The sequence below is a fragment of the Nannocystis exedens genome (assembly GCF_002343915.1).
GTDB classification, from domain to species: Bacteria; Myxococcota_A; Polyangia; order Nannocystales; family Nannocystaceae; genus Nannocystis; species Nannocystis exedens.
The window spans coordinates 1,386,102-1,405,643 of sequence record NZ_NETK01000001.1; the positions used below are offsets into that span (position 1 = coordinate 1,386,102).

General features: G+C 72.7%; 14 protein-coding genes and 1 tRNA gene. 8 read left to right on the forward strand and 7 right to left on the reverse strand.

The window, feature by feature from the left end:
- Positions 1–63 precede the first annotated feature (63 nt).
- On the forward strand, positions 64–1,932 hold the full coding sequence (locus NAEX_RS05410; RefSeq protein ID WP_096326453.1) for a hypothetical protein: 1,869 nt from the start codon (positions 64–66) through the stop codon (positions 1,930–1,932).
- A gap of 13 nt (positions 1,933–1,945) precedes the next feature.
- Here the strand turns inward: NAEX_RS05410 and NAEX_RS05415 are convergent, their stop codons facing one another.
- Complete coding sequence (locus tag NAEX_RS05415; protein ID WP_100793124.1) at positions 1,946–2,554, reverse strand: hypothetical protein; 609 nt, start codon at positions 2,552–2,554, stop codon at positions 1,946–1,948.
- Between the two features lie 123 nt (positions 2,555–2,677).
- Positions 2,678–2,750: transfer RNA gene (locus NAEX_RS05420), tRNA-Lys, on the reverse strand.
- A gap of 988 nt (positions 2,751–3,738) precedes the next feature.
- On the opposite strand from NAEX_RS05420, the gene NAEX_RS05425 reads away from it, so the two are divergent.
- The 4 genes from NAEX_RS05425 (at position 3,739) to NAEX_RS05440 (ending at position 9,210) form a co-directional block, all read left to right on the forward strand.
- On the forward strand, positions 3,739–3,954 hold the full coding sequence (locus tag NAEX_RS05425; RefSeq protein ID WP_096326455.1) for a hypothetical protein: 216 nt from the start codon (positions 3,739–3,741) through the stop codon (positions 3,952–3,954).
- Between the two features lie 138 nt (positions 3,955–4,092).
- Positions 4,093–5,556 carry a sodium:solute symporter family protein gene (locus NAEX_RS05430; protein WP_096326456.1) on the forward strand — a complete coding sequence of 488 codons (1,464 nt, stop codon included), beginning with the start codon at positions 4,093–4,095 and terminating at the stop codon, positions 5,554–5,556.
- Positions 5,557–5,746: 190 nt separating this feature from the next.
- A complete protein-coding gene (locus NAEX_RS05435; protein WP_096326457.1) occupies positions 5,747–7,030 on the forward strand; it encodes an FG-GAP repeat domain-containing protein in 1,284 nt (427 codons plus the stop codon).
- Between the two features lie 164 nt (positions 7,031–7,194).
- On the forward strand, positions 7,195–9,210 hold the full coding sequence (locus NAEX_RS05440; RefSeq protein ID WP_211302352.1) for a vWA domain-containing protein: 2,016 nt from the start codon (positions 7,195–7,197) through the stop codon (positions 9,208–9,210).
- Between the two features lie 63 nt (positions 9,211–9,273).
- On the opposite strand, the gene NAEX_RS05445 is transcribed toward NAEX_RS05440, so the two are convergent.
- Together NAEX_RS05445 and NAEX_RS05450 are read right to left on the reverse strand one after the other, a co-directional pair.
- Positions 9,274–10,299: an adenosine deaminase gene (locus NAEX_RS05445; protein ID WP_096326458.1), complete on the reverse strand. Its 1,026-nt coding sequence runs from the start codon at positions 10,297–10,299 to the stop codon at positions 9,274–9,276.
- Positions 10,300–10,601: 302 nt separating this feature from the next.
- Positions 10,602–12,047 (reverse strand): pyridoxal phosphate-dependent decarboxylase family protein, encoded by a 1,446-nt coding sequence (locus NAEX_RS05450; RefSeq protein ID WP_245913616.1) that lies wholly within the window; start codon positions 12,045–12,047, stop codon positions 10,602–10,604.
- A gap of 165 nt (positions 12,048–12,212) precedes the next feature.
- Between NAEX_RS05450 and NAEX_RS05455 the strand changes: the two genes are divergently transcribed.
- On the forward strand, positions 12,213–12,881 hold the full coding sequence (locus NAEX_RS05455) for a TRM11 family methyltransferase (RefSeq protein ID WP_143140764.1): 669 nt from the start codon (positions 12,213–12,215) through the stop codon (positions 12,879–12,881).
- Positions 12,882–13,118: 237 nt separating this feature from the next.
- Here the strand turns inward: NAEX_RS05455 and NAEX_RS05460 are convergent, their stop codons facing one another.
- Positions 13,119–13,922: a crotonase/enoyl-CoA hydratase family protein gene (locus NAEX_RS05460; protein WP_096326461.1), complete on the reverse strand. Its 804-nt coding sequence runs from the start codon at positions 13,920–13,922 to the stop codon at positions 13,119–13,121.
- 28 nt (positions 13,923–13,950) lie between these two features.
- Positions 13,951–14,682 carry a hypothetical protein gene (locus NAEX_RS05465; RefSeq protein WP_096326462.1) on the reverse strand — a complete coding sequence of 244 codons (732 nt, stop codon included), beginning with the start codon at positions 14,680–14,682 and terminating at the stop codon, positions 13,951–13,953.
- A gap of 74 nt (positions 14,683–14,756) precedes the next feature.
- Here NAEX_RS05465 and NAEX_RS05470 point away from each other — a divergent pair, with 74 nt between their 5' ends.
- Both NAEX_RS05470 and eutB read left to right on the forward strand, forming a co-directional pair.
- Complete coding sequence (locus tag NAEX_RS05470) at positions 14,757–15,401, forward strand: winged helix-turn-helix transcriptional regulator (protein WP_211302353.1); 645 nt, start codon at positions 14,757–14,759, stop codon at positions 15,399–15,401.
- A gap of 362 nt (positions 15,402–15,763) precedes the next feature.
- Positions 15,764–18,004: an ethanolamine ammonia-lyase subunit EutB gene (gene eutB, locus NAEX_RS05475; RefSeq protein ID WP_096326464.1), complete on the forward strand. Its 2,241-nt coding sequence runs from the start codon at positions 15,764–15,766 to the stop codon at positions 18,002–18,004.
- A gap of 172 nt (positions 18,005–18,176) precedes the next feature.
- On the opposite strand, the gene NAEX_RS05480 is transcribed toward eutB, so the two are convergent.
- Positions 18,177–19,457 (reverse strand): DNA polymerase IV, encoded by a 1,281-nt coding sequence (locus NAEX_RS05480; protein WP_096326465.1) that lies wholly within the window; start codon positions 19,455–19,457, stop codon positions 18,177–18,179.
- Positions 19,458–19,542: the final 85 nt, after the last annotated feature.

Consider the following 19,542-nt stretch of genomic DNA (forward strand, 5'->3'; position numbering starts at 1 on the left):
TTTTGCGGGGCGTCGCGCCGATGCGGCGCCCTGTGATAAGTTGGAGTCTTACGGGAAGCCCCAATGGCCACCACGCAGCCGACCGCTCGCCTCCTCGTCCTCGCCCTCGCCGCGTGCAACGGCGGCGACGCCCCCGCCGACTCTGCCACCGAGCCCGGCACCACGGGCGGCGAGAGCCCGACCTCGACCACCGACGGCACGGACACCGAGCAGCCGACCACCGGCGGCGTCGACGGCTTCGGCCCCGAGCAGGAGTTCGTGCTGCGCCTCAACGACGACCCCGTCCCGCCGCTCAAGCTGAGCCTCGACAAGGCCGAGGCGGCCGAGCTGTTCGGCGACACCGCCAAGGAGATCAAGCTGCTCGACATCGAGTCGGGGACCCTGCTGAAGAACACCCTCGACACGATCAAGAGCGCCTGCGGCACCGGCTGGCAGGCCGACAGCCCCGACCCGCAGCACGACTGCTCGGGCACCGACTTCAAGGGCCCCGACAACACCTGGAAGACCAGCGCCGAGTACTCGCTGATCCGGATCCTCACGATGACCCCGGCCAACGCCAAGGTCGAGGGCACCTCGATCGAGGGCATGCAGGGCCTGGCCGACGGCCTCGGGATCGGCGGCGGCTTCAGCCAGATCCTCTCGGAGACGCTCGGGATCCAGCGCACCGAGGAGTTCATCACCACGCCGGAGCTGGTCGTCGCGCTGCAGCGCAACCTCCTCGCCACCCACCCGCACATCGGCGGCGACGGCAAGTCGCTGCCGCTCTACCTCGACGACGCCCTGCAGGACCTCACCACCCTCGCCACCAAGCTCGGGCCGATGGGCTCGCACCCGGGCATCGTCGACCCGAGCTTCCCGATCAGCAGCGAGTGCCTCACCCCCGAGTTCGCCATGAACATCGAGGCCGAGAGCAACCTCCGCCTGCTCGACGGCATCGACCTGTCCAAGGGGAAAGATTACATGTCGACCGTCGTCGACGTGACCGGCCCGACCTTCGGCGACCCGCTCGAGTTCGACTTCAACGACCCGGCCAAGTTCTCGATCGTCGGCGTCGCCGAGCAGCCGCGCGTCGACCTCCGCTTCGCCATCTCCGAGCACGACGACTTCATCAACTCGTGCGCCGGCGACGACGCCTGCAAGCAGAACCTGCCCGAGAACCTCGACCTCGTGCAGGCGACCTGGCCCGGCTCCGCGTGGGCGATCGACCCGTGGCTGCTCGAGAGCGTGATCGTCGCCGGCGGCCGCGAGAAGTACAAGAACCGCGTGTTCGACAAGTGCTACGAGGTGCTGTTCTCGTGCAACCTCGGCGCCCACGTCTACGTCGGCCCCGACCCGCCGGGCTGGGCGCTGTTCGACGTGTTCCTCAACCTCGGCAACCCGCCGAAGGACCAGTACGTCTGGGAGCTGATCAACGAGGTCGCCCAGGTCGCCCTGCACACCCCGCCGAACATCGACATCCCCGAGGGCTCGGCCGACGTCGCCTTCACCCTGCGCGACATCGACATCGGCGTCACCGGCCCGCAGATCGCCGAGTCGGTGCGGCCCTACTTGCAGGAGCAGGGGCCCAAGATCGCCGACCTCCTGCTCGGCGACTACTGGAAGAACAACGGGCCCGTCGACTTCTACTACCGCCGCGGCGGCGACGGCCTGCCCTACCTGTTCTACGTCGCGCCCGAGGACCTGCCGCCGAACGCCGAGTACAAGCACCCCAACCCCGGCTTCTTCACCTGTCCCGAAGTACAGCCGAGCTGCAAGGCCTCCTCGACCAGCCTCCCCGGCGCGGGCGACGAGATCCGCGAGAAGCTGCGGCTCGACCCGGGCGAGACCGTCCTCTACGTGCAGGACGACGCCGGCGCGCTGTACCGGACTCGCTTCATCGTCCCCGAGGGCGACGCCAAGGAGATCACCGTCCGCGTCGCCGCCTTCGAGTGACGCGGCCGCGGCCTCACGCGCCGATCCGCGCCATCCGCTCGTACGCCTTCTGCCCGTCGTAGTGCGACACGAGCCGGCGCAACGCGTCCTCGAACAGCGTCTGCAGCGCCGGCTGGGTCGTGTTGGTCGCCGTGATCGGCACCGTGCTCTCGGCCGTGCCCTGGTAGATGAAGGCGTCGGCCGGGGCCCCGTAGGCGCGGATCCGGAAGCTCCATTGCATGCGCACGTAGACCCCCGAGGGCGTCCCCGGCCCGCGCGTGCCCACGAAGCTCGACAGCGAATTCACCAGCACCTCGCCGGTGAGGAAGATCCCGCTCGGCGCCGGCAGAGACGGCGGGCCCACCGTCACCGTCGTGAACAGCTGCGACATCGTCCGCTGCAGGTCGCGCTCGACGAACGTGTGCAGCCCGTACACCTCGATCGGCTTCACCCCCTGGCCGAGCGCCGTCATCGTGTCGGGCAGCTTGGTCGGGTCGAGGATGATGAACAGCGGGTGCTCGATCCGCCGCAGCTCGCCGGGCTGGGGGATCTTCGTCTCCATCTCGGCGACGTAGACCGGATGCATCGAACAGCCGGCCACGGCCAGGGCCAGGGCCAACAAGGTGGTTCGGAGCGGACGCATGACCGACCGAGGTTAACAGATCTCCCCGTGGCGGTCGCATTCGCCGCCGTCAGCCGTGAAGCCGGGGCGCGACCAAAAGCGAGAAGGCCAGGGTCTTGTGGACCGCTGGCCTTCTTTCTTCGGTGAGCCCGGTAGGAATCGAACCTACAACCCAGGGATTAAGAGTCCCTTGCTCTGCCAATTGAGCTACGAGCCCGAAGGGGCCCCCCTTCTACACGATCCCCATGGGGACGCAACAGGTATTTTCGCCGCGAGCGAGGTCAGGTCCCCCCGCCGGCGCCCGGAATCCCGGCGGAACCGCCTCTGTTCGTGTCTTTCGCGCCACGAACGCGCGACCTGGCGGTAAACCTGTGCGCTTGCGCATGGAGAATCGGTTCCGCCCCGCCTGCCCCGCCATGCGCCGACACCGACCCTGTCGGACCCGACGACGACGGCGGCCCGGGCGACGCCACCGGCTCCTGCCGAATGTCCGGCCGAGCTCGAGCCTTTTGCCGACCACGAGGCGTACGCCGCGGCGCTGGCGGAGGCGACCTGCGCCAAGCTCGCGGCCTGCGACTGCTCCGGCGTCCCGGAAACCTGCGTCGCCGACCCCACCGCCGCCGACATCGGCCGCAACAGGGTCTTCCTCGCCGCGGGCAGCCGTGTTCGACCCGGTGCGCGCAAGGCGGCGCTGCGGCAGGAGCCGTGTCCTGCGACCTCGACGCCGCCTCGCCCTGCGGCAGCTGCGACGTCTTGGAGGGCACGCGCGCTGAGGGCGAGGCCTGCGAGCTCATCGCCGGCACCGTCGACCCTGCGGCCCCGAACTGTTCTGCAACGGCGGTCGCTGCACCGCCGGGCTACCGAGGGTCGACGAGGGCGCCACGTGCGGGGAGAACGGCACCCTCGTCGGCTTTCTGCCGCGAGGGGCCGGCTCGGCGACTTCGACCCGGACCTCTGCGACCCATGCCGGCCGCCGGCGAACCCTGCCGCGACGGCTGCTGCGGCATCGACCTCTGGTGCGACGCGAGCGACCGCCCCACCGGCGTCGGTCGGGCCAACCTCCCCGGCGACGCGCCGTATAGCAGTGCGAGAGCTTCTGCGACGAGAGCGTGTGCAGCGACGCCCCCGGGTACTGCGTGCTCGACCGCTGACGCGCCGGGCGCCACGGACCCTGGCAAGCCGCGCATCGCGTACCATCCCCCTGCATGTCTCCCGCGGCGCATCAGCGGCTGTTCGCCGTCCTCGCGGTCGCGCTGATCGTCCTCCACGTCGACACCTGGAACGCCGGCCCCGGCCCGCTCGTGTTCGGCTGGCTGCCGTGGGACCTCGCCTACCACCTGGCGTGGATGGCCGCCGCCGCCGTCCTGGTGTTCTACATGACCTCGAGCGCGCTCTGGCCGGAGGACCCGGACGACCCATGAGGGCCCCTTACGACATGTTCCAAAGACCAGGCGGCGTACCCCATCGACCTGGCCCAAAGACCAGGCCATCACACGTCCATCGCCGAGGTCAGGCATGACCGCCCTCGCCATCACCTGGCCGGAAGACCAGGCTCTCGCATGAGCTCGCTCGCCGCGATCGGCCTGGTCGTCGCCGCCTACCTCGCCGTCACCCTCGTGATCGGCGCCGTCGCCTATCGCCGGACCTCCGGCACCCCGGAGGACTACTTCCTCGGCGGTCGGGCCGCGCGCACCTTCATCCTCTTCATGGCCCTGTTCGGCACCAACACCACCCCGTTCGTGCTGCTCGGGATCCCCGGCCTCGCCTATCACCAGGGCGTCGCCGTGTTCGGCCTCAACGCCGCGATCGTCGGCTTCGGCATCCCGCTGACCTTCTTCCTGATCGGCGAGCCGGCCCGCCGCGCCGCCCGGCGCCTCGGCGCGATCACCCCGGCCGAGCTCTACGCCGAGCGCTTCGGCTCGCCCGCGGTCGGCCTGGCCCTGTTCGCCGCCTTCTTCCTCTACACCCTCCCGTACATGGTCACCGCGGTGATCGGCGCCGGCCTCACCGCCGAGGTGCTGACCGAGGGCCACCTGTCCTTCGGGGCAGCCTCGGCCCTGATCCTCGGCATCACGATCGCCTACACCACCCTCGGGGGCATGCGCGCGACCATGTGGACGAACGTGTTTCAAGGCGCGACCTTCCTCGGCTTCATCGTCGCCGCCTTCTTCCTGATCGCCGACCGCCTCGGGGGCCTCGGCGCGGCCGCCACGGCCGTCCAGGCGCGCGCCCCTCACCTGCTCGAGAAGACCACCGCCGGCGCCTTCGCCCCGGGTCCGTGGGCCTCGTGGGCGCTGGCGATCTCGCTGACCGTGATCGCCTTCCCGCACATGCTCGTGCGGGTGTTCGCCGCCCGCGACGCCGCCGCGCTCAAGAACGTCTGCCGCCTCTACCCCTTCGTGCTCGTGCTCTTGTGGCTGCCGGCGGTGCTGTTCGGGGTGTGGGGCGCCGCCGAGATCCCCGGCCTCCAGGGCAAGGCCAGCGACGCCGTCTTCCCGCTGCTGGTCGCGCGTCACCTGGGACCTGTCCTTCAGGGCATGGCGCTCGCCGGCGTCCTCGCCGCCGTGATGTCCACCCTGGACGCCCAGCTGCTCACCCTCTCGTCGATGCTCACCCGCGACGTCCTGCGCCGGCTCTTGCCCGGCCTCGCCCCCGCGCGCGAGGTCGTGGCCGCGCGCCTGTTCACGCTCGCGCTGTCGGCCGCCGTGTTCGTCCTCGTGCTCGCGCGCCTGGCCTCGCTGTTCGACATCGCCGCCTTCAGCTTCTCGGGCTACGTCACCCTCACCCCCACCTTGCTGCTCGGCGTCCGCTGGCGTCGCTTCACCGCCGCCGGCGCCATCGCCTCGATCGCCGCCGGCAACCTCGCCCTCGGCCTCGCCTTCGCCGGAGTCCTGCCCGCCCCCTTCGGCGTCCTCCCGGTCGCCTGGGGTTTGGTCGCGGCCATCGCCGGCGCCCTCGTCGGCACCGCCCTGTCCCGCCCCCCGCCCGAGCCCGTAATCACCCGGGCCCTCGGCCCCGCCTGAGGCGACGCGTCGCGTCCCGAGCCGCGGCCGAAACACCGGCCGGAAGGCGCCCGCGAGCCCGACCGCGCCCCGGCCGACGCCGCCGCGACCGACGAGCCGCGCACGCACCTCTCCTACTTCGATCATCGCCCGATCGGGCCGGCATCGGACCACCCCGCTGGCCCGACCTCGTCCGGCGTATGCTCCTGCGGTGAAGCCGCGCGTCCTCCTCGCCCTCCTCGTCAGCTGCACGCCGACCGATCCCGGCAGCAGCGACGGCGACTCGGACGGCGAGACCACCAGCACCGCCAGCGGCAGCACCTCGGGACATGTCCCCCAGACCAGCTCCGAGCCCACCACTTCTTCCACCGCGAGCACGACCACCTCTACCACCGCGACCACCGACGACAGCACCACCGGCCCCGTCGCGGCCTGCGGCGACGGCGTGCGCCGGCCCGGCGAGTTCTGCTTCGCGCCCGGCCGCCACCTGCCGACCGGTCCGCGTCCGGTGGCCGTCGCCATCGCCGACCTCGACCTCGACGGCCACGACGATCTCCTGCTCGCCGACTTCGACGCCGGCGACCTGACCATTCAGACAGGTGACGGCGGCGGCCAGTTCGTCGCCGGCCCGGACCTCCCCACCTTCCTGCGCCCCCGCGACGCGATCGCCGTCGACGTCGACGGCGACGGCCGCCTCGACCTCGTGTTCGCCGATCCCGGCGTCGGCCTCGTCGGCGTCTACCGCCACGTCGGCCCCGGCCTCGTCTACGACCCGCCGCAGCCGGTCAAGGCCGGCAGCGAGCCGCGGGCCCTCGCGGCCGCCGACCTCGACGACGACGGCCTTGCCGACCTCGCCGTCGCCGACGAGGCCGGCGACGCCGTGCTCGTCCTCCTCAATGCCGGCGGCGGCGAGTTCGCCGACGCGGTCGTCCATCCGGTCGGCGACGAGCCCTACGACGTCATCATCGCCGACGTCGACGCCGACGGCCGCCTCGACCTCGTCAGCGCCGACCAGAACCAGGCCCGCGTCACCATCCTCCTGTCCGATGGGCCAGGCAGCTTCGTCGACGCCGGCCAGCGGTTCGTCAACCCCGAGCCGCGCCGGCTCGTCGCCGCCGACCTCAACCTCGACGGCCTGCTCGACCTCGCCACCGCCAGCTTCACCGCCGACCACCTGTCGATCTTGCCCGGCCTGGGCGGCGGCGAGTTCGGCGAGTACATCCCGATCGTCCTCGGCGAGGGCCTCTACGCGGTGATCGGCGCCGACCTCGACGGCGACGGCCCGCCCGAGCTCGTCGCCGTCGACCATACGCGGGGCGAGCTCGTCGTCATCGCCGGCCTCGGCGTCCAGGACATCGTCTCGATCGCGCGCTTCGAGATCGGCGCCGGACCGATGGACCTCGCCGCCGCCGACCTCGACGGCGACGGCGCGCTCGACATCGTCACCGCGGACGCCTTCGGCGCCGGCGCGACCGTGCTCCTCGCCGACCCCTGATCGGTCGTCCGCGGGCCGACAACCGCCTCTCGGGCAGGTTCCCGGCGTCTTCGCTAGTCGTCGCCGGGACCCGTCTCGGCGCACGTCCACGCGAAGTTTTTTTGCCGCGAGGAACCGCCGTCCATCACCCGTGTCTCGGCCCCCGTCGATTTCGGAGAGCCGTCATGCATCGCACCTCGCCCGTTCGTCCCGTCGTCCCGCACTACTTCGTCTCCCCGCAGCGCACCCGCCTCGTGCGCCTGCTCCCCGCCGCGGTGGCCCTCCTCGGCGCGCTGCTCCCCGCCTGCACCCCCGACCCGACCCTCGAGGAGATCGTCAGCGAGGACGGCTACGAGACCAACCGCTTCCTCCGCGCGATCGCCCGGCCGGACGTGATCGACGAGGAGCCCCCGCCCGAGGATCTCGCCAACAGCGACGACGAGGCCGCGGGCACCGGCCAGCGTCACAAGGGCGAGGAGGGCAAGATGGGCAGGCCCACCTCGAAGCACAAGTCGGGCCTCTACGCGATGAAGGGCCCGAAAGACGCCATCCCGCAGATGGCCACCGGCTTCAGCGGGCTCGCCGGCACCGAGATCGGCGAGGCCTACGGCGTCGGCGGCCTCGGCCTCGTCGGCACCGGCCGCGGCGGCGGCGGCACCGGCGCGGGCACGATCGGCAGCCCCTACGGCGCCGCCTATGCGGTCGGCAACGACGACGCCGACGTGTGGGGCGGCCTCGTCGGCCACCACTCCGCCGGCGGTCCGGGCGGCGATCGCTACGCCGAGGTGCAGGAGGCCGCGTGGTCGCTGACCCACGCCGCGCCGCTGTCGACCTTCTCGATCGACGTCGACACCGCCAGCTACAGCAACGTCCGCCGGTTCCTCGGCGACAACTGGCTGCCGCCGGCGGACGCGGTGCGCGTCGAGGAGATGATCAACTACTTCGACTACGCCTACCCGTCGCCCGCGGGCGAGCACCCGCTGGGCGTCGGCGCCGAGGTCGCCCCGTGTCCGTGGAAGAAGGGCCACCAGCTGGTGCGCGTCCACCTGCAGGCCAAGCGGATCGAGACCGACCACGTGCCGGCGCGCAACCTCGTGTTCCTGGTCGACACCTCGGGCTCGATGAGCGACGACGACAAGCTCGGGCTGGTCAAGAAGGGCTTGTCGCTGCTCGCCGAGCAGCTGCGCCCCGAGGACCGGATCTCCCTCGTCACCTACGCCGGCGACACCCGCGTCGCCCTGCCGACCACGCCCGGCAGCGAGAAGCAGACGATCCTGCGCGCCATCGATCGCCTCGGCGCCGGCGGCGGGACGAACGGCGGCGCCGGCATCGTCCTCGCCTACGCCGAGGCCCACAAGCACTTCGTCAAGGGCGGCATCAACCGCATCCTCCTGGCCACCGACGGCGACTTCAACGTCGGCCTCACCGACCACGACGACCTGATCAAGCTGATCGAGAAGGAGCGGCAGACGGGCGTGTTCCTGACCGTGCTGGGCGTCGGCCGCGGCAACTACAACGACCAGACGATGGAGCAGATCGCCGACCACGGCAACGGCAACTACGCCTACCTCGACTCGGAGAAGGAGGCGCGCAAGGTCCTGGTGGCCGAGGCCAGCGGCACGCTCGTCACCGTCGCCAAGGACGTCAAGCTGCAGGTCGAGTGGAACCCCAATCGCGTCGCCGGCTACCGCCTGCTCGGCTACGAGAACCGCACCCTGACCGCCGAGCAGTTCAACGACGACAAGAAGGACGCCGGCGAGCTCGGCGCGGGCGACAGCGTCACCGCGCTCTACGAGGTCGTGCCCGCCGGACGCCCCGTGCCCGGGGCCGCGGTCGACAGCCTCAAGTACCAGCGCCCCGCCGGCCCCGCCGACGCCGAGCTGCTGACGATCAAGGTCCGCTACAAGCAGCCCGAGGGCGACAGGAGCACCAAGTTCGAGGCGCCCGTGACCGAGGCCCACGCCGACTGGGACGAGGCCTCGCCGCAGCTGCGCCTCGCCGCCGCCGTCGCCGCCTTCGGCCTCAAGCTGCGCGGCTCGCCGAGCCTGGAGAAGTTCGACCTCGCCGCCGCCCGCTGGTGGGCCCAGTCGGCCGAGCTGCCCGACCCCGAGGGGCACCGCCGCGAGTTCGTCGCGCTGGTCGACAAGGCCCGCCAGCTGCTGAGCCGCGAGGCCGTCCACAGCCGCAGCGCCCTGCCCTGAGGACAGGCCCCTCAGGACATGGACCTCGGGACAGGCCCTTCGGGGCATGTCCCGAAATCTTGCTCACGGGTTGGCCGCCGCGTAGGCGTCGATCGCCGCGATGTGCCGCTGCTTGTCCTCCTCGCCGAGGAAGCTGGCGGCGAAGCTGTTCTTGGCCAGCGCGATCACGTCGTCGCGCGTCAGCCCGAGCTCGCGCACGCAGGCGGTGTAGTTGTCGCCGATGTAGCCGCCGAAGTAGGCCGGGTCGTCGGAGTTGATCGTCACCCGCAGGCCCCTGCCCATCAGCTGCTTGAGGTTGTGCTGGGCCAGGTGCGGGAACACCCGCAGCTTGATGTTCGACAGCGGGCACACGGTCAGCGGCACCTGCTCGCGCGCGAGCCGCTCGACCAGCGCGTCGTCCTCGAGGCAGCGCACGCCGTGGTCGATGCGCTGCGCCCCGAGCACGTCGAGCGCCTCGCGGATGTAGTCCGGCGGGCCCTCCTCGCCGGCGTGGGCGACCACCGGGAACAGCGCCTCGCGGGCCTCGGCGAACACCTCGCGGAACTTGCCGGGCGGGTTGCCCGACTCCGACGAGTCGAGCCCGACGCCGCCGATCCACGGGCGGAACGGCACCGCCAGGTGGAGCGTCTCGATGGCTGACTCTTCGGACAGGTGCCTCAAGAAGCAGAGGATCAGCTTCGACGTGATCCCGAGCCGCTTCTCGGCGTCGACCTGGGCCCCGTGGATCCCCGTCATCACCGTCTCGAACGGCACGTCGCGGCGGGTGTGCGTCTGCGGATCGAAGAACAGCTCGACGTGGCGCACGTTGTCGCGCGCCGCCCGCTCGAAGTACGCCCAGGTCAGGTCGTAGAAGTCCTGCACGTGCTGCAGCACGTCGGCGCCCTTGTAATAGATGTCGAGGAAGCTCTGGAGGTTGTGGAAGTCGTACGCCTTGCGTAGCTCCTCGACCCCCATCCATGGCAAGGCGATGCCGTTCCGGCGGGCCAGCGAGAACATCAATTCCGGCTCCAGGGTGCCCTCGATGTGGACGTGAAGCTCGGCCTTGGGGATGCCGCGGATGAATGTCTCGAGACGATCGGCCTGGGTCATCGGGTGCTCGGACCTTTTCAGCCCCTGCGGGGCGCTGTTGGAGTTAGGTGCCCCGCAGGGCGCGTGCAGTCAAACTCTGTACTTGGATGTCAGCGCAGGTGCCGGTGGCGGCGCAAGTCCTCGCGCGCAAGCCCGCCCCGCAGGTTGAATTCGAGCCTTCCGGGGCGCCTCGCGCGGAGCCCGGGCCGCCCCGTCGAACCCCGTTCCATGGTTTGCCCGGCGATACCCCGGGAGGCGTCGTGGTTCGCTCGCCGAGGGATCGCGCAACCCGCGGTGTCTGCGCGAACCCGGCCTGCCCGCTTTCATCCTCCGACCTCCGCAAGTCCCGCCCGGATGTCCGCGAGCGCGGCGTCGATGCGGCTGCGGTGGGTGCGGAACGACACCACGCAGATGCGCAGCACGAAGCCGCCGCGCACCATCGTGCCCGTCAAGAACACCCGGCCTCGCCGGTTGATCGCCGCCAACCACCGCCGGTTGTGCGCGTCGAGCTCCGGCCCCTCGGTCGCGCCGGCGGGCACGTGGCGGAACGCCAGCAGCGACAGCTGCGGCGGCGCCACCAGCTCGACCCCCGGCAGCTCGCGCAGCGCCGCCGCGCACACCTCCGCCAGGTCGAGCTTCTCGTCCAGCGCCCGCGCGAACACCCGCGCCCCGAGCAGCTTCAGCGGCAACCACACCCGCAGCCCGCGAAAGTCCCGCGACAGCTCCGGCGACAGCTCGCAATAGTCGACGAAGTCGGGGTCGTCCTGCATCGGCGGCAAGTAATCGGCCGGCGACCCGTGGGCCCGCCGCAGCGCCGCAGGGTCGCGGGCCAGGAGGCAACCTGTCCCATAGGGCAGGAACATGCCCTTGTGGGGATCGAGCGTGACCGAGTCGGCGCACTCGATCCCCGCCAGCGCCGCCCGCCCGCGCGCCGTGAGGCAGAAGAACCCGCCGTAGGCCGCGTCGACGTGCAGCCACAGCCCCTCGCGCGCCGCCAGATCGGCCAGCGCCGCGAGGTCGTCGACCGCCCCGGTGTTGGTGGTGCCGGCGTGCCCGACGACGAGGCACGGCCTCCGCCCGCGCGCCCGATCGGCGGCGATCGCCGCGGCCATGGCCGCCACGTCGACGCGGAAGCGCTCGTCGACGCCGATCTCGCGCACCTGATCGCGGCGGAACCCGGCCAGCCGCGCCGCCCGCTGGACCGAGTGGTGCGCCTGGTCCGACGTGTAGATCACGCCGTCGTCGAAGCGCTCGCCGAGCTTCTCGCTGCGCGCCGTCACCACCGCCGAGAACGTCGCCAGCGACCCGCCCGTGGTCAAAAAACCGCCGCTCCCGGCCGGCAGCCCGACGATCTCCGCCAGCCAGCGGACCGCGTTCGTCTCGAGCTGCACCAGCCCGGGCGCCGCCTGCCACACCCCGACGTAGCGATTGGTTGCGTCCGCGATCAGGTCGGCCACCGCGGCCAGGAACAACCCGCCGCCGGGCACGTACGCCAGGTAGCCCGGGCTCGCGGTGTTGAAGGTGCAAGGGACCGCGCGATCGAACAGGACCCCGAGGACATGCTCGAAAGGACACCCTTCCGCCGGCAGCCCCTCGCGCAGCGTCCGGGCCAGCGCCGCCCCGCCCGCGACGTCGCAGACCGGCATCGCCGGCAGCGCCTCGATGTGCGCGCCGATCCGCTCCATCGCCGCGGCCACCAGCGCCCGCATCGCCGCCGCGTCGGGTTCGAGTTCGGGCGTGGGAGAGTCGGGCGGAGGCGTCGCAGACACGCACCGGGCGTACGCCAAGCCCCGCGAAAACACCAGCCGCGCGGCGCACGAATCGCCCGAGCTCCCCAGCCACGAGGAGCGAGGCGCGCCGCGCTCGTCATGGTCTTGTGAGATCGCGTACCACGACCTCCCGGCGCCCGCGCCATCTTCCTCTATCCTTCGCCGGTGTCCGACCATCCTCCGCGGCGCGAAGTGGTGCACGGCGACGCCGTCGCCTGGCTCGCCGAGCGACCTGGCCTCGAAGACAGCTCCGTGATCGCCACCATGCCGGACGTCAGCGAGCTCGGGGTCAGCCTCGAGCGCTGGCGCGAGTTCTTCCTGAGCGCCGCGCGGGCGGTCCTGCTCGCCGCGCCCGCCGACGGCCTCGCCGTCTTCATCCAGACCGACAACAAGCACGAGGGCCGCTGGGTGTCGAAGGCCGGCCTCGTGCTGCGCGTCGCCGACGAGCTCGACGTCCCGCTCCTCTTCCACAAGATCGTGTGCCGGCGCCCGCCCGGCAGCCTCATCCACGGCCGCCCCGGCTACTCGCACATCCTCGCGTTCTCTCGCCGCGCGCGCGACGACGCCGATCATCCGACCCCGGACGTCCTGCCCGACCTCGGGGCCATGCCGTGGAGCCACAGCATCGGCACGCGCGCCGCCGAGGCGGCCGTCGCCGCCGTGCGCCGCCTGTCGCCCCGCACCACCCGGATCGTCGTCCCGTTCTGCGGCCTCGGCACGATCCTCGCGGTCGCCAACGCCCGGGGCTTCGACGCCGTCGGCATCGAGCGCAACCGCAAGCGGGCCGAGGCGGCCCGCACCTTCGAGCTCGACCCCGCGCCGGCCGTCAAGTGATCCCGCGGGCGACATGCCTCATGCGACATGCTCGAAACGACATGTCTGTTTCGCCATATCAATCCTGACGGCTCACCGCTCCGAAGCCGGCTGGCACCGGCGCCTCGTCTCAAAGGACAGACTGGCGGCCCGAACCGCGTAGGACTTCGACGGCTGACGCGGCGTCACATGTCCCCGAGGGCAGCCCCGCAGCCCGCCCCCGCCGCATTCGCCGTGCTACCTGTCCGCAAGGACACCTCACTCCGGATCGCGGAACACCGGGGCCCGGCGCTCGAGCACCGCGCGGACCGCCTCCATCTGGTTCTCGCCGCCGAGCAGGGGCAGCTGGAGCTCGGTCTCGCGGCGGAACGCGGCGGCCGTGTCGAGCTCGGGGGCCTCGTTGCACAGCGCCTTGGCCGCGCGGATCGCCTGCGGCGACTGCCCGGCGATCGTGCGTGCCAGCTCGCGGGCGGCGGCCAGCGGGTCGGCCTCGACGCGCGTCACGAGCCCGAGGCGAGCCGCCTCCTCGCCGGTCACGCTGCGGGCGGTGTACATCAGCTCGCGGGCGATGTCGGCGCGGACCAGCCGCAGCAGCGTCTTCGACGCGCTCATGTCGGGGATGAGGCCGTAGCGCAGCTCCATCACCGCGAGCTGGGCGTCGGGCGCGGCGAGCCGGACGTCGCAGGCGAGCGCGAGCTGGAGGCCGCCGCCGATCGCGGCGCCGTGGATCGCGGCGATCACCGGCACGGGCACCTCGGCCCAGATCCAGCACGCGAGCTGGGCCAGGTTGGCGGCCGCGCCGGCCTCGCGCGCGAGCAGCTTCTGCCCGATCTCCGGCGCCGCCAAAAAGGCCCCCCAGTCGAGGCCGGCGCAGAACGCCTTGCCCTCGCCGTGCAGCACGACCACGCGCACCTTGGGGTCGGCCGCGACCTGGCGACCGGCGGCGACCAGCGCCTCGAACATCGGCAGGTCGAGGCCGTTGCGCTTGTCGGGGCGGTTGAGGCGGACGTCGGCGACTCCGGCGTCGACGGAGACGATCACGCGCGGCGGGCTCTCGCTCATACGCGCCATGATAACCGATCGCGCGGGCTCAGGCGGACCGGCGCGCGAGCCAGCGGAACACGATCACGTGGCCCGCGAGCGCGGCCCCGACGCAGAACGGCACGATCCAGCCGTAGGGGAAGTGGAACGCCAGCAGCACCGCCGGATCCCTGGTGAAGTGGCGGAACGGCACCGGCGACGACAGCACCGCGATCGTGGCGACGTTGACCAGCAACGCGGTGCCGAGCAGGTTGAACGCCCACACGAGCGGCCGCGAGGGCCCGCGCCGCCACAGCCACAGCCCGGCGAGCGCCGCGGCGATGCCGGTGACGATGTCGAGGTTGCAGGCCTCGTAGGTCATCTGGATCGGCAAGGTGCCCTGGCGGTACCAGCTGTGCAGCACCAGCTCGAGCGGGAGGCGAAACGCCTGGAAGCCGACCAGCGCGGCGATCGGCACGCCGGCCGCCAGGCGCGCCCCGGGCCGCGTCAGCGCGAACGCCAGGGCGACCGCCAGCGAGCCGGCGAAGAAGAACAGCGCCCGCGGCGGCAACGTGTCGGCCTCCAGCACCCCCGACCACGACACGAGCCCGGTGGTCGCCAGCCAGGCGAGCGCGCCCGCGGCCGTCCCGATCGTCCACCGCCGCACCTGCGCCGGCGGCTCGCCGAGCGCTCGTCCCGCCCGCGCGGTGGCGAGGACGAGCATGCCGACGACCGCGGCGACGATGACGACGAAGGCGGCGGTGCTGGCCGCGGAGGGGATGATCATCGGCGGGACGGTCACGGCGACTCCTCTGCTGAGCGTATCAACGAGTAAAGCGCTTGCTATCAAAAAATGTAGTATGCAGAATGAGACCCGTGACCGAGCGTCGCGGCTACCACCAGTTCTGCGGGGTCTCGCGCGCGCTCGACATCGTCGGCGAGCGCTGGACGCTGCTGCTGGTGCGCGATCTGCTGCTCGGCGGCCGCCGCTTCAGCGACCTGCTCGCCGCCCTGCCCGGGCTGACGCCGAATTTGCTGTCGCGCCGCCTGAAGGAGATGCAGGCGCACGGCCTCGTCGCCCAGCGCCGCCTGCCGCCCCCGCACGCAGCCACGCTGTACGAGCTGACCCCGCTCGGGCGCGAGCTCGAACCCGTGGTGTTCGCCCTCGGCCGCTTCGGCGCCCGCTGGCTCGGCGCCCCCACGGCCGACGACCGCACCGACCCGCGCTGGGCCATGGTCTCGCTCAAGCGCCGCTACGTCGGCAGCGATCGCCCGCGGTGCGCCGAGCTCCGCGTCGACGGCCTCTCCTTCACCGTCCGCACCGGCGGGCCCGCGGCCGAACTGGTCGACGGGGCCCCGACGGCCGCGGAGCTGGTGCTCGCCGGTCCGCTGCGCAGCTTCGCCGCGTGGATCGTGCAGGGCGCCTCGGCGCGCGCGCTGGTGAGCGAGGGAGCGCTGGTCCGCGAGGGCCCGGCGCAGGCGCTGACCGACCTGGCCCGCGCGTTCGGCCTGCGACCGTAGAGCGAATCTGTCTCTTCGGACACCTCGCGTCGCAACTTCCTCGCGCCTGTCGCTTCGAACATTCGCCTCGCGTCGCAACCTCACCGCACTGTCGCCTCGCCTCGCGACCTCCGCGTGCCTGTCTCTCCGGACCGGCCCGCGCGTCGCGGCCTCGCCATACCAGTCTCTTCGGACATCCTCCCGCGGCGCAGGCCGGGCGCGTGAACTACCGCTGACCCCGCCCGCCGGGCCCGCCGGCGCGCCGGCGAGCGTCCCGCGCCTCCCGCGCAAAACCGCCCCTCCCTCGCGCGCGCGACCCTCCTGCCCCGCGGACCTCGTCGCGCTCGCGCCTGCGGCCCGGCGGGGTATCGTCTCTTGCGATCATGCCGGTCGTCCGAGTCCACGACGCCCAGCCCGACGACGACCTGTTCGCCTACCTCGCGCGCACCGGCGGCGACGAGGCGCGGCGGGCGGCGCTGGTCGGGGCCGCCAACGAGTTTAAGGAGGGCGACGCCGCCCTCGGCCTCGACGCCGCCGACCTGTCCTCGCGGACAGCCGCGCGCCGGCTCCTCGCCAACACCCCGGTCGGCCGGCTCGCGGCCGCCCCGCTGTTCCGCGACGAGCTGTACGACGCCCTCCAGGCCGCCCTCGACCCGTGCGCCGCGGCCCACGTCGCCGGATGGTCTTTGGGCCAGCTCAAGACCTTCGTCCTGACCGCGGGCGAGGCCGAGGTGACCCAGCTCCTGCCGGGCCTCGCCAGCGACGTCGTCGCCTGTCTGGTCAAGATCATGAGCGACGCCGAGCTCGTGGCCCTCGGCGCGCGGCTGTTCCACCCGCTGCCCGGCAGCCGGCTCGGCGCCCGCGGCTACCTGGGCGCGCGGATCCAGCCGAACAGCCCGACCGACCACCCCGACGACATCCGCTGGCAGGTGCTGGCCGGCTGGTCGTACGCCGTCGGCGACGTCGTCCTCGGCACCAACCCGGTGTCGTCCGAGCCGCGCTCGGTGGCCGCGGTCGAGGCTGCTCTTTGGGACATCCTGGTCGGCTTCGGCCTGCAGGACACCCTGCCCCACTGCGTCCTCGCCCACATCGACGTCCAGGCCGAGGTCGAGCGCCTCGCCCCCGGCACCACCGGGATCTGGTTCCAGAGCATCGCCGGCTCCGACGCCGCCAACGCCACCTTCGGCCTCGACCTCGACCGCCTGCGCCGCCACGCCCGCGGCCGCACGGGCCGCTGGGGCCTGTACTTCGAGACAGGTCAGGGCGCCGACTTCACCAACGGCCACGGCCGCGGCGTCGACATGGTCGTCCACGAGGCGCGCAAGTACGGCCTCGCGCGCCTCCTGAAGGCCGACATCGCCGACGCTCGCCGCCGCCTCGGCCTCGACCCGGCCCCGTGGGTCCACGTCAACGACGTCGCCGGCTTCATCGGCCCCGAGGTGTTCCGCACCCGCGAGCAGCTGGTGCGGTGCTGCCTCGAGGACATCGCCATGGCCAAGCTGCACGGCCTGATGATCGGCCTCGACGTGTGCGCCACCCTGCACATGGACATCGGCCTCGACGACCTCGACTGGTGCCTCGAGCGGATCGCCCCGGCCTGCCCGGGCTACCTCATGGCCCTGCCGACCAAGAACGACCCGATGCTCGGCTACCTCACCACCGCCTTTCAGGACCACGTGCGCCTGCGCGAGCGGTTCGCCACCCGCGTCGACGATCGCATGTGGGCGTTCTTCCGCGACCGCCTCGGCGTGGTCGACGAGCGCGGGCGGCCGACGGCGCGCTTCGGCGATCCGGTGTGGGTCTACTTGCAGTGGTGCCGCGCCCGCGGCGACGCGCGCCCGGCCGACGTCGTCGCCGGCGAGGGCCAGGCCGCCCTGGCCGCCGTGCGGGCCCGCGGCGTGGCGATCGGCGAGGGCCACGGCGACCGCCCGTGGGACCTCCCGCCCGCCCTCGACGCCGAGGTCCGCTCGCTGTGCGCCGACGCCAAGGCCAGCCTGCGCGCCGAATGGAGGCCCGAGTTCGTGGCCAAGATCCCCGGCGCCCGCCGCCTCCGCACCCGCGCCGGCGACCGCGACGAGTACATCCTGCGCCCGCCCACCGGCGAGGCGCTGAGCCCCGCCGCGCTCGCCGAGCTCCATGGCCTGAAGGACAGCTACGCCGGCCGCTTCGACGCCGTCCTGGTCGTGTCCGACGGCCTCAACGCCCGCGCGCTGATGGACGACCACCACCTGTTCCCCTTCCTCGACGTCCTCGCCCCCGAGCTGCGCGCCGCCGGCCTCGCGCTCGCGCCCGACGTGTTCGTGCTCCACGGCGGCCGCGTCCGCGCCGGCTACGCCGTCGGCGCGGCCCTGTTCGCCGACCTGCCCGGCCCGCGCCGCCTGATCCACGTCATCGGCGAGCGCCCCGGCACCATGCACCACGCCTTCTCAATCTACCTCACCGCGGCCGACGGCGCGGCCTGGGCCGACCCGCGGGCGATCGATCACCACATCACCCGCGTGATCTCCGGCGTCGCCGACACCGCCTACCCGCCCGAGCGAGCCGCGCGCGACGCCGTCGCCATGCTTCAGGACATGTTTTCAAAGGCATGCCCGTTCGAACATGCCTCTCGGGGCATGTCCTGAGCGACTCGCCCCCGGCCCCGGGCCGCCGACCCTCTCGCGCGCCCCCGTGCCCGGCGCATCCCCAAGGCGCCGGTCGAGGCGTCGCGCGCCGCGCCGCAGCCCCCGGCGTCATCAGATGCTCTTCACGGCATGCTCTTCACGACATGTCTACTCGGTCACGTTCTCCGAAGCCCTACCGCCGCCGCTTGGCCGGCTCGTTCGGGCGCGAGTGGGTGATCGCCCCGGTGGTGCCCGGCCGGCGCTCGCTGCCGGCCTCGGCGGGGAACAGCGCCTGGTGCCCGTGGCGCTCGCGCACGGCCGACAGGACCGCCTGCAGCGCCGCGCTGCGCGGCGGGGGCTCGCTCGCGGGCCCGAGCAGGTCGAGCTGGACCTCGCGCTCGGGCGCCTCGAACTGGCTGACGCTGACGCCGGTCAGGCGGAAGCCGCGGCCGTCGGTGTCGACCGCCTCGAGCAGGCGGCAGGCGGCGCCGTGGATCTCGCGGTAGTCGTCGGTCGCGCGCGGCAGGGTGATCTGGCGCGTCTCGGTGACGAAGTCGCCGTCGCGGATCTTGAGGCTCACGCAGCGGGCGCGCAGGCCCTGGGCGACCAGGCGGTCGGCGACCCGCGTCGCCTGCGACAGCAGGCAGCGGCGCAGGGCGGGCACGCCGACGACGTCGACCGCGTAGGTGTCCTCGTGCCCGAGCGACTTGGCGGCGCGGTCGGGCACCACCGCGCGCTCGTCGAGCCCGAGGCTGAGGCGGTACATGTGCTGCCCGTGCGCCCCGAACATCTCGACCAGCGCCGCCTCGCCGAGCCGCCGCAGGTCGCCGACCGTGTGGACCCCGCGGCGCTGCAGCTTCTCCTGCGTGCGCGGCCCGACGCCCCACAGCTCGCCGATCGGCAGCGGCGTCAGGAACTCGAGCTCGGTGCCCGCCGGGATCTCCGTCAGCCCGTCGGGCTTGTGCATGCCGCTGGCGATCTTCGCCAGGAACTTCACGCTCGCCAGCCCGACCGAGCACGTCAGCCCGACCTCCTGATGCACCGCCACCCGCAGCGCCTCGGCCACCCCGCGCGGCGGCCCCCACAGCCGCTCGGTGCCGGCGAGGTCGATGAACGCCTCGTCGATCGACAGCCCCTCGACCAGCGGCGAGAAGCGCTCGAACACCGCGAACACCGAGCGCGACACCTCGGCGTACAGCGCGTGCCGCGGCGGCACCACCACCGCCTGCGGGCACAGCCGCAGCGCCACCGCCATCGGCTGGGCCGAGCGGCAGCCGAACTTGCGCGCCTCGTAGCTGGCCGCCGCCACCACCCCGCGCCGCCCGGCCCCGCCGACCAGCACCGGCAGCCCGCGCAGCTGCGGCTGCTCGCGCACCTCGACCGAGGCGAAGAACGCGTCCATGTCGACGTGCAGGATGGCCCTCGCGCCCCCCGCCGGCCCGGCCCCGCCGACCATGTCCGTCGCGCCGCTCACGCCGAGCGAAGCCTAGCGCGCCCGCGCCCGCCCGTCACGCGCGCGAACGCGCGCCCGCGCCTCCGCCGCCGGTCGGCGAAGCTGA